At 73.1% G+C, this 14,291-nt stretch carries 10 protein-coding genes and 1 tRNA gene; 8 read left to right on the forward strand and 3 right to left on the reverse strand.

What is annotated here, in order from left to right; translation table 11 throughout:
* Nucleotides 1–234 precede the first annotated feature (234 nt).
* The 4 genes from ACZ3TS_RS15490 to ACZ3TS_RS15505 all read left to right on the forward strand — a co-directional run bounded on the left by ACZ3TS_RS15490 (nt 235) and on the right by ACZ3TS_RS15505 (nt 6,295).
* Entirely contained in the window at nt 235–1,128 is an 894-nt protein-coding gene (locus ACZ3TS_RS15490; protein WP_467617914.1) for an FAD binding domain-containing protein, read from the forward strand.
* Complete coding sequence (locus tag ACZ3TS_RS15495; RefSeq protein ID WP_467617917.1) at nt 1,125–2,570, forward strand: (2Fe-2S)-binding protein; 1,446 nt, start codon at nt 1,125–1,127, stop codon at nt 2,568–2,570. The genes ACZ3TS_RS15490 and ACZ3TS_RS15495 overlap by 4 nt, the downstream gene beginning before the upstream one ends.
* Nucleotides 2,567–4,873, forward strand: coding sequence for a xanthine dehydrogenase family protein molybdopterin-binding subunit (locus ACZ3TS_RS15500; protein WP_467617918.1), 2,307 nt, complete (start codon nt 2,567–2,569; stop codon nt 4,871–4,873). Before ACZ3TS_RS15495 ends, ACZ3TS_RS15500 begins: the two co-directional genes overlap by 4 nt.
* Before the next feature lie 255 nt (nt 4,874–5,128).
* A complete protein-coding gene (locus ACZ3TS_RS15505) occupies nt 5,129–6,295 on the forward strand; it encodes an SUKH-4 family immunity protein (RefSeq protein WP_467617920.1) in 1,167 nt (388 codons plus the stop codon).
* A gap of 83 nt (nt 6,296–6,378) precedes the next feature.
* On the opposite strand, the gene ACZ3TS_RS15510 is transcribed toward ACZ3TS_RS15505, so the two are convergent.
* Nucleotides 6,379–7,149, reverse strand: a complete 771-nt coding sequence (locus ACZ3TS_RS15510; protein WP_467617922.1) for an SDR family NAD(P)-dependent oxidoreductase — start codon at nt 7,147–7,149, stop codon at nt 6,379–6,381.
* Between the two features lie 141 nt (nt 7,150–7,290).
* Between ACZ3TS_RS15510 and ACZ3TS_RS15515 the strand changes: the two genes are divergently transcribed.
* Complete coding sequence (locus ACZ3TS_RS15515) at nt 7,291–7,899, forward strand: TetR/AcrR family transcriptional regulator (protein WP_467617924.1); 609 nt, start codon at nt 7,291–7,293, stop codon at nt 7,897–7,899.
* Nucleotides 7,900–7,968: 69 nt separating this feature from the next.
* Here ACZ3TS_RS15515 and ACZ3TS_RS15520 read toward each other — a convergent pair.
* Nucleotides 7,969–8,040, reverse strand: a tRNA-Cys gene (locus ACZ3TS_RS15520).
* Nucleotides 8,041–8,289: 249 nt separating this feature from the next.
* Here ACZ3TS_RS15520 and ACZ3TS_RS15525 point away from each other — a divergent pair.
* The 3 genes from ACZ3TS_RS15525 (at nt 8,290) to ACZ3TS_RS15535 (ending at nt 12,705) form a co-directional block, all read left to right on the forward strand.
* Nucleotides 8,290–9,738, forward strand: a complete 1,449-nt coding sequence (locus ACZ3TS_RS15525; RefSeq protein ID WP_467617925.1) for an MFS transporter — start codon at nt 8,290–8,292, stop codon at nt 9,736–9,738.
* Between the two features lie 154 nt (nt 9,739–9,892).
* Nucleotides 9,893–11,755 carry a DEAD/DEAH box helicase gene (locus tag ACZ3TS_RS15530; RefSeq protein ID WP_467617928.1) on the forward strand — a complete coding sequence of 621 codons (1,863 nt, stop codon included), beginning with the start codon at nt 9,893–9,895 and terminating at the stop codon, nt 11,753–11,755.
* 308 nt (nt 11,756–12,063) lie between these two features.
* Nucleotides 12,064–12,705 carry an IclR family transcriptional regulator gene (locus ACZ3TS_RS15535; RefSeq protein WP_467617930.1) on the forward strand — a complete coding sequence of 214 codons (642 nt, stop codon included), beginning with the start codon at nt 12,064–12,066 and terminating at the stop codon, nt 12,703–12,705.
* Between the two features lie 12 nt (nt 12,706–12,717).
* On the opposite strand, the gene ACZ3TS_RS15540 is transcribed toward ACZ3TS_RS15535, so the two are convergent.
* Nucleotides 12,718–14,250: a PucR family transcriptional regulator gene (locus ACZ3TS_RS15540; protein WP_467617931.1), complete on the reverse strand. Its 1,533-nt coding sequence runs from the start codon at nt 14,248–14,250 to the stop codon at nt 12,718–12,720.
* Nucleotides 14,251–14,291: the final 41 nt, after the last annotated feature.

Raw genomic sequence — 14,291 nt, forward strand, 5'->3', positions numbered from 1 at the left:
CCTGGAAACGTGACCCCGCCTGCGAAAAGTGGCACAAGGATCACCGAAGAGCAGCAATTCACCCCGATCGGCGATCCGGTGGCAAAACGGACCATCTCCCTGGTGAGGGGGCGAATGCCTCCTACCGGACCCCCGCGTCGGGGGCGGGGAAAGATGTGCCAGAGTTGCCACGTCCGCCCTGTCAGCACGTACCGTACGGCAACACAGGTGGGGCAGCGGGAAGGGGCAGCCGGTTTGACCACGCACGCACCGCAGGCGGCGCAGGCCGTGACGCTGCCCGCCTCACTGGACGAGGCCGTGGCGGCTCTCGCCGCCATGCCGACCGCCGTTCCCGTGGCGGGCGGCACCGACCTCATGGCCGCCGTCAACTCCGGGCAGCTGCGACCCGCCGCGCTGGTCGGCCTCGGCCGTATCAGCGAGATCCGCGGCTGGCAGTACCAGGACGGCCACGCGCTGCTCGGCGCCGGCCTCACCCACGCACGCATGGGCCGCCCCGACTTCGCGGCCCTCATTCCCGCCCTCGCGGCGGCGGCGCGCGCGGTCGGACCGCCGCACATCCGCAACGCGGGCACCCTGGGCGGCAACATCGCCTCGGCCGCCCCCACCGGCGACGCCCTTCCGGTGCTCGCCTCCCTGGAGGCCACGCTGATCATCGCGGGCCCGGGCGGAGCCCGCCGGGAGATGCCTGTCTCACACCTGCTCGCCGGCATGGAGATGCTGCGCGGCGGCGAACTCATCGGCTACGTGCGCGTGCCGCTGTTGCACGCCCCGCAGGTCTTCCTGAAGGCGACCGGGCGCACCGGCCCGGGGCGGGCCGTCGCGTCCGTGGCGCTCGTCCTCGATCCGGCCCGGCGCGGCGTGCGCTGCGCCGTCGGTGCCATAGCGCCGATGCCGCTGCGCCCCCTGGAGGCCGAGCAGTGGGTCGCCCAGCTCATCGACTGGGACAACAACCGCGCGATCGTCCCGGAGGCCCTCGCCGCCTTCGGCGAGTACGTCGCCGCGGCCTGCATCCCCGACCCCGCCCCGGCGGAGGACGGTACCGTGCAGCAGCTTCCGCCCGCCGTACTGCACCTGCGGCGCACTGTCGCCGCGCTGGCCCGACGAGCACTGGGGAGGGCACTGTCATGACCGACGACCAGCACCGGGAGGGCACCCCCCAGGGGGCCACCCACGGCTCCTGGGAGCGGCTGCCACAAGGGGACTACGACGACGGCGCCACCGCCTTCGTGCAGCTCCCCGAGGGCGGTATCGACGCCCTCCTCGCCTCCCACACCCCGCTGGCCGCCCCGGGCCACGGCTATGTGCCCCCTTCGTTCACCCCGGCCGCGGGCACGCCCGCCGACCCGGGGGCCGACGGCGACGACTGGGGGACGCCCGCCGACGGCGCCCAGTGGCACGACCCGAACGCCGCCGGTGGGGAGGGGGCCGACGACCGGTTCACCTACCGCCCCGGCGCGACGGGGCAGTGGAGCTTCGACGAGTCCGTGGCCGGGCAACAGGCGGCACCGGCATCCGGGCACGACGTCACCGGGCAGTGGTCGATCCCCGTGGCCGGCGGTGATCTGCCGGACGAGTCGGGCGAGTTCAGCACGTCGTCGCTGGTCGAGCAGTGGGGCGGCACCCCGCCCGCGACCCTTCCGGGCGGTGCGCCCGCGCCCTGGGCCACGGGCGCGGCCGGACAGCCGTGGTCGGACGGGACGCGGGAGCGCGCCGCGGAAGAGCCCGCCGAGGCCCCTGGGGAGCCGTCCGGTGCGTCGTACGAGCACACACGGCCCGGTGGGGCCCCTGAGGCGCACGAGGCCGCCCAGGAGCCGTCCGAGCCCCTCGGCGCCCCCGACGCCGAACCGGACTCCCCGCCCGCCGCCGAGTCCGAAGCGGCCCCGGAGGCCGCCGACGGCCACGAGCCGGCGCCCGAGGAGGGCACGGAGCCGGCGCCGCCGCACGACGAGCACCCCCTGGCGTCGTACGTCCTGCGGGTGAACGGCGCCGACCGACCCGTCACCGACGCGTGGATCGGGGAGTCGTTGCTGTACGTGCTGCGCGAGCGACTCGGTCTCGCCGGCGCCAAGGACGGCTGTTCCCAGGGCGAGTGCGGCGCCTGCAACGTCCAGGTCGACGGACGGCTCGTCGCGTCCTGCCTGGTGCCCGCCGTCACCGCCGCGAGCAGCGAGGTGCGTACGGTCGAGGGCCTCGCCGTGGACGGACAGCCCTCCGACGTGCAGCGGGCGCTCGCCAAGCGGGGGGCCGTGCAGTGCGGGTTCTGCGTCCCCGGCATGGCGATGACCGTGCACGACCTCCTGGAGGGCAATCCCGCGCCCACCGAGCTGGAGGCCCGCCAGGCCCTGTGCGGCAACCTGTGCCGCTGCTCCGGCTACCGGGGTGTCCTGGAGGCCGTCAAGGAGGTCGTCGCCGAGCGCGAGGCGCACAGCGGAGCGGAGTCGGCACGCGACGCCGACGAGGCCCGCATCCCGCACCAGGCGGGCCCCGGGGCGGGCGGCGTCCACCCCTCCGCGTTCGACAACGCGGCCCCGAACGAGCACCCGTACGGCCAGGACGGAGGCCAGGCGTGAGCAACGAAGCCGCCACCGCGACCACCGCGGCGGCCGCACCCGCCCCCGAGCCGCTGCCGCACGGCCTGGGCGCCTCCCTGCCGTCCGTCGACGCCGGAGCCAAGACCGAGGGAACCTTCCCGTACGCGGCCGATCTGTGGGCCGAGGGCCTGCTGTGGGCCGCGGTGCTGCGCTCGCCGCACCCGCACGCGCGCATCCTGTCCATCGACACCGGCCACGCGCGCGAGATGCCCGGCGTCCGGGCCGTCGTCACCCATGAGGACGTGCCCGGCGGCGCGTTCCACGGCCGCGGCACGGCAGACCGGCCCGTGTTCGCCTCCGAGGTCGTGCGCCACCACGGGGAACCCATCGCGGCCGTCGCCGCCGACCACCCCGACACCGCGCGCATGGCCGCCGCCGCCGTCATCGTGGAGTACGAAGTGCTCGACCCGGTGACCGACCCGGAGCAGGCATTCGAGGCCGAGCAGTTGCACCCCGACGGCAACCTGATCCGGCACATCCCGCTGCGCCACGGCGACCCGGACGCGGTCGGCGAGATCGTCGTCGAGGGCCTGTACCGCATCGGCCGCCAGGACCCCGCCCCGATCGGCGCGGAGGCGGGACTCGCCGTGCCCCGGCCCGACGGCGGGGTCGAGCTGTACATCGCCTCCACCGACCCGCACACGGACCGGGACCGGGCCGCCGCGGTCTACGGGCTCGAACCCGAGCGGGTGAAGGTCGTCGTCACCGGAGTGCCCGGCGCCACCGCCGACCGCGAGGACCAGAGCTTCCAGCTGCCGCTCGGACTGCTCGCGCTGAAGACGGGATGCCCGGTCAAGCTGACCGCGACGCGCGAAGAGTCCTTCCTCGGCCACGTCCACCGCCACCCCACCCTCCTGCGCTACCGCCACCACGCCGACGCCGAGGGCAAGCTGGTGAAGGTCGAGGCGCAGATCCTGCTGGACTCGGGCGCGTACGCGGACGCCCCCTCGGACGCGCTCGCCGCCGCGGTCTCCTTCGCCTGCGGCCCCTACGTCGTCCCGAACGCCTTCATCGAGGGCTGGGCCGTCCGTACCAACAACCCGCCGTCGGGTCATGTGCGGGGCGAGGGCGCGATGCAGGTGTGCGCGGCCTACGAGGCCCAGATGGACAAGCTCGCGAAGAAGCTCGGCCTCGACCCGGCGGAGCTGCGGCTGCGCAACATCATGGCGACGGGTGACGTCCTGCCCACGGGCCAGACGGTGACCTGCCCGGCGCCGGTGGCCGAACTGCTCCAGGCGGTACGGGACTACCCGCTGCCCCCGCTGCCCAAGGACACCCCCGAGGAGGAGTGGTTGCTGCCGGGCGGCCCCGAGGGCGCGGGCGAACCCGGCGCCGTGCGCCGCGGTGTCGGCTACGGCATCGGCATGGTGCACATGCTGGGCGCGGAGGGCGCGGACGAGGTCTCCACGGCGACGGTGAAGGTGCAGGACGGCGTGGCGACGGTCCTGTGCGCGGCCGTCGAGACCGGCCAGGGCTTCTCGACGCTGGCCCGGCAGATCGTCCAGGAGACGCTCGGTATCGACGAGGTGCACGTGGCGCCGGTCGACACGGACCAGCCGCCCGCGGGCGCGGGCTGCCGCGGCCGCCACACCTGGGTGTCGGGCGGCGCGGTGGAACGGGCCGCCAAGATGGTCCGTACGCAACTGCTGCAGCCCCTGGCACACAAGTTCGGCATGTCGACCGAGCTGCTCCAGATCACCGACGGCAAGATCACCTCGTACGACGGTGTGCTGTCGACCACGGTGACCGAGGCGATGGACGGCAAGGAACTGTGGGCCACGGCGCAGTGCCGCCCGCACCCCACGGAGCCACTGGACGAGACGGGCCAGGGCGACGCCTTCGTGGGGCTCGCGTTCTGCGCGATCCGCGCCGTGGTCGACGTGGACATCGAGATCGGCTCGGTACGCGTCGTGGAACTGGCGCTCGCCCAGGACGTCGGCCGGGTGTTGAACCCGGCGCAGCTCGCCGCGCGCGTGGAGGCCGGCGTCACCCAGGGCGTGGGCATCGCGCTCACGGAGAACCTGCGCACGGCCCGCGGCCTGGTCCGCCACCCCGACCTGACGGGCTACTCCCTCCCGACGGCCCTGGACGCGCCCGACATCAGGATCGTCAAGCTGGTCGAGGAACGGGACGTGGTCGCGCCCTTCGGGGCGAAGTCGGTCAGCGCGGTGCCCGTGGTGACGTCCCCGGCGGCGATCGCGTCGGCGGTACGCGCGGCGACGGGCCGCCCGGTCAACCGCCTGCCGATCCGTCCACAGGCGGCCGTGGTGACGACGCAGTGAGCGACGGACACTCCGTCACCCTTTTGTTCGTGTCGGCGGCGGTCGTCGCGGCGCCGCGCGGCGCGTCCTTCACGTGGCGGACCGCACCTTTGTGCTCTTTGTCACGAGCCTTCGATGACCGGCGGCGCCCGCGCCTAATTCCGGCCGCGTTGTCAGTGGGGCCGCGTATGGTTTTCGGCATCGGGGGAGAGCAGCTCGACGGGGATGTTCCCCTGCCATGAGAGCGCTCTGAAGTCACAGCACACGGGGGAAGCAATGGGCACGACCGACGTCGGTGGCGTGATCACGCTGACCGAGACGGATCTCGATCCGTACGTCACGCATGCGGAGACACGGCGCCTGCTCACGGGGCCCGGACTGCCGTCCGGCAGCGCTCTGTTGGGGTTCGGGACGCTGTGCGAGCGGCCCGCGCTGCGGCGGGTGGCCGAGCTGGTCGACGACGCGGAGAAGCTCGCCGAGGAGCTGCGCGACCAACTGGTCATAGGGGCGCTGCGCACGGTCGACCGCGACCTGGAGTCCCTCGTGCTCAACGGCGCCACGGGTGAGGTCGGCACGACGTACGTCCACCCGCGCCACCCGGGTCTGATGGACCTCTCCCCGCTCGCCCCCTCCCTGGAGGCGCTGCTGCGGTTCGCCGCGGCGACGGACGAACTGACCGCGTCCCGCGGCCGGTTCGCGCCACACGGGTACGGCCCGAAGGCGGTGGCGGAAGCGGCCCAGCGACTGGCGTCGGTGTTCGCCGCGGACGCCGGGCAGGACCTTGCGCCGTACTGGCGCATGGCCGCGCTGATCCGCCCCCTGGCCCGGATTGCCCGCCCCGGCGTGGGCCTCACGCTCGACCTGCCGTCGCGGCTGCTGGACGAGGAGTTCGGCTCCGCCGCGATCGTGCGCTTCGAGGAGGTCGACTTCCCCGGCACGCTCACGCACGAGCCGACCCGCCGCTTCCTGAGCGAGGTGGGCCTCCCGGAGAACGGCTACTGGTACGAGCTGGACACGGACGTGCCCCTGCCGACGCTGGCCGAGTACTACGCGGACGAGGACCGGTTCACCGCGGAGGAACTCCCTTCCGCGGCGGACCGGCTGATACGCCTCGGCTGTCTGCTGGAGGACACGAGCCTTCTCGTCGACGGCGCCACCGGGGCCGTCCTGTGCTGGAACGAGCCCGACGCGATGCTGCGCCCGCTCAACGCGGACATCTCCACCCTGGCGTTCACGGTCTGGCTGGTGCACCGCGAGAAGGCGCTGGACGCGGAACACGACCTGACGGACGCCTACGAGCAACTGGCCGCCACGATGGCCGAGACGCTCGCCACGGTCGACCCGACAGCCTGGGACCCCACCCCGAGGACCCCGCAGGACGACGGCTGGCGCTACTGGCCGGAGGCCTTCGAGGACCAGGCCGGCGGAGGGCTGTACGCGTAGCGCCGACCGCGGCTCCCGGCTCGGTTGCGCGATATCGCTGACAACTGTGGGCTGTGCGACGCCGGTCGGCACGCATCTGATCGCTACGCCGCGATGACGGCGGTACCCGTGCGGCCGCCGTCCACGTCGACGACCGTCCCGTGTACGAAGGCCGCCTCGTCGCCGGCCAGGAAGACCGCGGCCTGAGCGATCGCCTCCGGCTCGCCGACGACCCCGGCGGGAGTTCCCTTCATCATGACGTCGCCGGGGTGCGGCTCGGTCTCGTCCGGGGAAGGGACGCGGATCACGCCGGGCGAAATGGCGTTCACCCGCACCCCGGAGGGCCCGAACTCGGCCGCCCAGGCCCGCGTCAGCGTCTCGATCGCACCCTTGGTGGAGCTGTAGAGCGCGCCGATGGGGACGCCCAGGCGGGCGATCCAGGACCCCAGGTTGATGACGGCTCCGCCGCCGGCCTCCGCCATGACCGGGGCGATCGCGGCGGTCAGGAAGAAGGGGGCCTTCACGTTGACGGCGTAGACGCGGTCGAAGGTCTCCTCGTCGGTGGCGGCTGTGGTGGCGCCGGGGTAGATGCCGGCGTTGTTGACGAGGATGTCGATGCGTCCGCCGAGCACGTCGGTCGCGCGCTCGGCGAGGTCCCGGGATGCCTGCGCGGTCCCGTCGAGGTCGGCCGGGACGAAGTCGGCCCGGCCGCCCGCCGCTCGGATGCCGGTGACGACCTCCAGGCCGCGCTCGCGGCTTCGACCGGAGACGGCGACGTGCGCGCCCTCGGCAGCGAAGGCCTCGGCGATCGCGCGACCGATGTTGCTGGTGGCCCCGGTGACCAGGGCGGTCTTCTGCTGCAGCCGTGTAGCCATGACGTGTGCCTCTTTTCGATTCGTCCCGTGTGGAGGGCCAGTGGGATCGACTATCGTCCGAGGAAACTGGACCGGCAAGTCCAATAGGTTGTGGCCGGTGCGATAGAATGGACTTGTCGGTCCAGTGGAAGAGGTGGCGTGATGCCGAGTGCGGTGACAGCGAGAGGGCGGGCCACGCGGGCGCGCATCGTCGAGGGCGCTGCCGAGGTGCTGCGTGAGAGAAGCGTCGCGTGCACGACGCTCGACGACATCCGGGCCCGGACGAGCACCAGCAAGAGCCAGCTCTTCCACTACTTCCCGGAGGGCAGGGACCAGTTGCTGCTCGCGGTCGCGCAGTACGAGGCGGACCGTGTCCTCGACGACCAGCAGCCCCATCTCGGTTGTCTGGACTCCTGGGACGCCTGGTACCGATGGCGGGACGCCGTGGTGGAGCGTTACGAGCTACAGGGCGAGCACTGCCCGCTGGGCTCACTGTTCCTGCAGGTCGGGCGGACCGAACCCGGTGCCCGGTCGATCGTCGCCGAGCTGATGAGGCAGTGGCAGGCACACCTCGCCGCCGGCGTACGGGCCCTGCAGGCGCGGGATCTGCTGCCGACGTCACTGAACGCCGATCAAACGGCCGCCGCACTGCTTGCCGGAATCCAGGGCGGTGTCTCCATCATGACGTCCACGGGCGACTCGACCCACCTCAAGGCCGCCCTGGACGTCGGAATCGCGCAACTCCGCAGGGCGGGCGAAGCCACCGGCTGAATCGGCACCCGGCCGATACTTCTCGCGCGGGGCCGCGGCAACTGTTGTTTTGCCTGGTCGAGGCATCAGAGGCCGTGGCGGGAATCGAACCCGCGTAACTCGCTTTGCAGGCGAGTCCCTGAACCACTCGGGCACACGGCCGTACGCCAGGCCGTAGAGGGCATCGACCCACGTGACACACGGCCAAGATCAGGTGCGGCACGGCTCACTCGTTCCGACCTGACGTATGGACCGTACGGCGGGGCGATCAGGGGGCTCAAGGGGATCGCCGGCGCCGCAATGGGACTGCCATACGCCGTTCATGAAAGGCGAGTCGTACGACCAAGGTCCCTCTCGATCACCGACTCCTGACAGGAGCCAATCTCGGCCGAGCCCCTTACTCTGACCTGCATGGCAGCCCTGGAACCCCGCGACAGTGACGTCGCCGGCGCCGCGCCCTCGGTCCCCCCGGACGGCGCCACCGGCGTGCTCAGCCGGCCGTACCGGGCGCTGAGCATCGGCATCGTGTCCGTCGTCCTGCTCATCGCGTTCGAGGCGACGGCCGTCGGCACGGCGATGCCTGTCGCGGCGCGGGAACTGGACGGGCTGTCGCTGTACGCCTTCGCGTTCTCCGGCTACTTCACGACGAGCCTGTTCGGCATGGTGCTCGCGGGGCAGTGGTCGGACCGCAGCGGCCCGCTCGGTTCGCTGACCTGCGGCATCGCCGCCTTCGCGGCCGGGCTGCTGCTGTCCGGGACGGCCGGCGCGATGTGGCTGTTCATCCTGGGACGGGCCGTGCAGGGCCTCGGCGGCGGACTCGTGATCGTCGCCCTGTATGTGGTCGTGGGCCGCGCCTACCCTGAGCGGCTGCGCCCGGCGATCATGGCGTCGTTCGCCGCGAGCTGGGTGGTTCCGTCGGTGGTCGGTCCGCTCGCGTCGGGTGCGGTGACCGAACAGCTCGGGTGGCGCTGGGTGTTCGTCGGCATCCCCGTTCTGGTGGTGTTCCCGCTGGCGCTCGCGCTGCCGCAGATACGGCGCCGCGCGGGCCCACCCGCCGAGCAGGCCGTGGAGGCCCCCTTCGACGTCCGCCGCATCCGCCTGGCGCTCGGTATCTCGCTGGGCGCGGGCCTCCTCCAGTACGCCGCCCAGGACGTCCGCTGGGCCTCGTTGGCTCCCGGTGTCGCGGGCACCGCGCTGCTGGTCCCGGCGGTGCTCGGACTGCTGCCTCGCGGTACCTACCGGGCGGCGCGCGGACTGCCTTCCGTGGTGTTGCTGCGCGGAGTGGCGGCGGGTGCCTTCATCTCGGCGGAGAGCTTCGTCCCCCTCATGCTCGTCACCCAGCGGGGGCTGTCGCCGACGCTGGCCGGGTTCTCGCTCGCGGCCGGCGGCGGGACCTGGGCGCTCGGGTCGTACGTACAGTCGAGGCCGCGCCTGGAGCCGTACCGGGAGCGGCTGATGACGCTCGGCATGCTCGTCGTCGCGGCCGCGATCGCCGCGGCGCCCGGTGTGCTGATCCATGCGGTGCCCGTCTGGACCGTCGCCGTCGCCTGGGGGTTCGGCTGCTTCGGCATGGGCCTGGTCATCTCCTCGACCAGCGTCCTGCTGCTGCACCTGTCCGCCCCCGAGGAGGCCGGCGCCAACTCGGCCGCCCTGCAGATCTCCGACGGCCTGTCCAACGTCGTCCTGCTCTCCGCGGGCGGCGCCGCGTTCGCCGCGCTCGGCGGCGGCACCGTCGCCCGTACGACCACCGAGGCGACCGCCGGCGGCTCCCACCCGGCCGCCTTCGCCGCGGTGTTCCTGCCGATGACGGCGGTGGCGCTGGTGGGCGCGTGGGTGGCGACCCGGCTGCGGGAGCGGTGACCCCGCGGGGCGGAACGCGGTGATCCCGATGATCTGTGACCCGTGTCGCACCCTGGCCCGATGCGGCGGCGTTGACCCGAGTGGCGGGTGAGCTCACCGGTAGGGTGGCCCGGTTGTCATATGTAGCCGAGCCGCCCGACCCTCCACGGAGACCGTGACTACCGCCCGCCCGACGCCCGCCACCGCCCTCGACGGAGGGCCTTCCAGGCCCGCCCCTACCTCTGCCAGCTCCAGCTCCTCGCACTCGCACCACCTCTCTCCCGCCTTCCCCGGCCGCGCCCCCTGGGGCACCGCAGGCAAGCTGCGTGCCTGGCAGCACGGGGCGATGGAGAAGTACCTCCGGGAGCAGCCGCGTGATTTCCTCGCCGTCGCCACGCCCGGCGCCGGCAAGACGACCTTCGCGCTGACGCTCGCGTCCTGGCTGCTGCACCACCACGTCGTGCAACAGGTGACCGTCGTCGCGCCGACCGAGCACCTGAAGAAGCAGTGGGCGGAGGCGGCGGCACGGATCGGCATCAAGCTCGACCCCGAGTACAGCGCGGGACCGCTCGGCCGGGAGTACCACGGTGTCGCGGTCACCTATGCGGGCGTCGGCGTCCGGCCCATGCTGCACCGCAACCGGGTCGAGCAGCGCAAGACCCTCGTCATTCTCGACGAGATCCACCACGCGGGAGACTCCAAGTCCTGGGGCGAGGCCTGTCTGGAGGCGTTCGAGCCGGCCACCCGCCGACTCGCCCTGACCGGTACGCCGTTCCGGTCCGACACCAACCCCATCCCCTTCGTGTCGTACGAGGAAGGGAACGACGGGATCCGGCGCTCGGCCGCCGACTACACCTACGGATACGGGTCCGCCCTCGCCGACGGGGTCGTGCGGCCGGTCATCTTCCTCTCCTACGGCGGCAACATGCGCTGGCGCACCAAGGCGGGCGACGAGATCGCCGCCCGGCTCGGCGAGCCCATGACCAAGGACGCCGTCAGCCAGGCCTGGCGTACCGCCCTCGACCCGCGCGGCGACTGGATGCCCAGCGTGCTGCGCGCCGCCGACCAGCGGCTGACCGAGGTCCGCAAGGCCGTCCCGGACGCAGGCGCGCTCGTGATCGCCTCCGACCAGGAGGCGGCCCGCGCCTACGCCAAGCTCATCCGTGACATCACCGGCCACCGGGCGACCCTCGTGCTGTCCGACGACGCCGGCGCCTCCGACCGCATCGACGAGTACAGCCACAACGACGACCGCTGGATGGTCGCGGTGCGCATGGTGTCCGAGGGAGTCGACGTGCCGCGGCTCGCCGTCGGGGTGTATGCGACCACCATCTCCACCCCGCTCTTCTTCGCCCAGGCCGTCGGCCGTTTCGTACGGTCGCGGCGCCGCGGTGAGACCGCCTCCGTCTTCCTGCCGACCGTCCCCGACCTCCTCACGTTCGCCAACGAGATGGAGGTCGAGCGCGACCACGTCCTCGACAAGCCGAAGAAGGACGGCGAGGAGGAGGACCCCTACGCCGAGTCCGAGAAGGAGATGGAGGAGGCCAACCGGGAGCAGGACGAGGACACCGGCGAGCAGGACACGCTGCCGTTCGAGGCGCTGGAGTCCGACGCCGTCTTCGACCGGGTCATGTACAACGGCGCGGAGTTCGGCATGCAGGCGCACCCGGGCAGCGAGGAGGAACAGGACTACCTGGGCATTCCGGGTCTTCTCGAGCCGGAGCAGGTGCAGTTGCTGCTGCAGAAGCGGCAGGCCCGGCAGATCGCGCACAGCCGCAAGAAGCCGGACACCGAGGCCGACCTGCTCGAACTGCCCGCCGACCGGCGGCCCGTGGTCACCCACAAGGAGCTGCTGGAGCTGCGCAAGCAGCTCAACACGATGGTCGGCGCATACGTCCACCAGAGCGGCAAGCCGCACGGCGTGATCCACACCGAGCTGCGCCGGGTGTGCGGCGGCCCGCCGAGCGCCGAGTGCACCGCGGGCCAGTTGCGCCAGCGGATCGCCAAGGTCCAGGAGTGGGCCACCCGCATGAAGTGATGCCGGGGCTGCTCCAGCGGCACTGCTGGCCCCGGTGAGCAGTGCGTAACCCCGCAAAACCAACCAGTGCGTCCTGGTCGGTGACCGGATTCTGGACGGAGCCTTCCGCTGAGCGAACCGGCTCGCTACTGTCCCGCTACGCACACGCCCCGTGGCAGCGTCGCCGCGGAGCGCAGCCGTGAAGCGACCGAGTCCGGGGCCGACCCGGACGGCCGGCCGATCGGCGGCCACTGAAGCGCGTCGCCGACGGGACTCGGCGCCGCAACCGCCGCGAGGGCCGCCGACCTCACCACTAAGGAGTGGGCGTCGTGACCGCGGAGACCTCCCAGACGCTCGACCGGGGCCTCAGGGTCCTCAAGCTGCTCGCCGACACGGATCACGGGCTGACCGTCACCGAGCTGTCCAACAAACTGGGCGTGAACCGGACCGTGGTGTATCGGTTGCTGGCCACCCTGGAGCAACACTCGCTCGTTCGCCGGGATTTGGGTGGCCGCGCCCGAGTCGGGCTCGGTGTGCTGCGCCTCGGCCGTCAGGTGCACCCGCTGGTGCGGGAGGCCGCGCTGCCTGCCCTGCGGGCGCTGGCCGAGGACATAGGGGCCACCGCGCACCTCACGCTGGTCGACGGGGCGGAGGCGCTGGCTGTCGCCGTGGTCGAGCCGACGTGGACCGACTACCACGTGGCGTACCGGGCCGGGTTCCGGCATCCGCTGGACCGTGGAGCCGCCGGACGCGCAATACTCGCCGCTCGCAGGCAGGCGGTCGCCGAGCCCGGCTACACGCTCACGCACGGGGAGCTGGAGGCCGGCGCGAGCGGGGCGGCCGCACCGCTGCTCGGCGTGACCGGGGTGGAGGGCAGCGTGGGAGTCGTGATGCTGTCGGATTCGGTACCGGAGAAGGTGGGGCCGCGGGTGGTGGTCGCCGCACGCGAGGTGGCCGAGGCGCTCCGCTGACGGCGCCCCGGGTCAGCTGCCCAGCACCCTCAACTGCAGCCACAGCACCAGCCGTTCGTCCGGATCGTCCAGGTCGAGGCCGAGCTGCCGCTGAACCTGCCGGAGGCGGTAGCGACAGGTGTTGGGATGTACACCCAGTCGCTCCGCGGCGCGTGCCATGTCGCCGCCGGCCTCGAACCACGCCAGCAGGGTGCGTGCGTGGGCGGTGCCGTGCCCGGCGTCGTGGTCCCGGAGTTCCCGCCACACTCCCGCGGTCAACTCCCGCCGCTCACACATCACTTCGGCCAGCCGCCGGAGGGTGATCCTGGGCCGCACCTCGGTCACGCACGCCAACGGCAGCTCCGGCCCGAGCACCCGCAGGACGAGGTCCGCGTCGGCTCGGGAGGCCGGCGCCCCGGCGAGCGAGGGCACCACCTCGCCGAGCCCGGCCCGCACCGGCACCCGCAGCGCGTGCCCGGCCCGCCGCACGATGTCCTCGGCCAGGTGCCGGTGCCGCTCGCCGCGCTCGCCCGGTGCGGGCAGCAGCGCGTACACGACGCCGTCGACGAGCACGCACGCGTGCCGCCCGTAGCGCGCCTCGCACTGCAGCCGTACGAGGTCCAGCAGCCGCAGCGCGGTCTGTTCGTCGTCCGGCGCGGACACGGTGGAGTCCAGGACGAACGCGGCCACCCGTACGGCCTCGGGGCCGAGCCGGTGCGCGGCGGCGGCCGGGTCCGCGGTGCCGTCGAGGATGCGGCGCAGCAGATCGCCGTCCTGGTGCCGAGCCAGCTCCTGTGCGGCACGCGCCCGCAGCAGGAGCAGTGCCGCCGTGGAGGCGCCCTGCGCCAGCGCCTCCTCGGCGTCGGGCGCGAGCCGGCCGTCGTCGACGACCCAGAGCGAACCGAGGGTCTCGCCGCCGGCGCGCACGGCGACGGCGAGGCGGGGCAGGGCTCCCGAGAGCGCCGGGAGCCGCACCGGACCCTGGGCCGCGAAGACCGCCCGGTACTGCTCGGTGTTCTCCGGGCTCCCCGGCACCCGGAGCCCGAGGATGCCCTGGCGGCGGTCCTCGTCCGTCGCCTGTCCCGGCACGGTCGAGTACGCGAGGATCCGCTGCCCCGGGTCCTCGATCGCGGTGGCCCCGCCGACGGCCGCCGCCACCGCGTCGGCCAGCGCGAACAGCTCCCCGCGCGCGTCCCCACCACCCGTCGCCACCGGGTGCGCGCCGATCGCCGAGGCGAGCAGCAGGTGCACCTGGTGCCAGGCGGCGTCCTCGTCCACGGAGAGCAGTGCCACGCCTGCCTGTTCTGCCTCGGCGACGGGCCCGTCCGTGCCCCGTACGACGACTCCGGCCATCCCCGCCTCAGCGGCGGCCTGCGCCAGCGGACCGGCGGCCGGGGCCCGCACGCCCACCGCGAGCAGCAGCGCGCCCGGCGCGCGGGGGAGTGGGGCGTTCACGTCGTACAGCAGTGCCTCGCTGACGGGCGCGGCGAGCCCGGCGGGCGCGGTGTGCAGCCGTATGGAGGGCTCGCCGACGTCGAGCAGGTCGCCGAGGGTGCAGGCGTCCATGGGTGCCTCCTCCACCGATTGGCCGATCCCATCAGGACCAT

It is taken from the genome of Streptomyces sp. NPDC022910 (assembly GCF_055561075.1).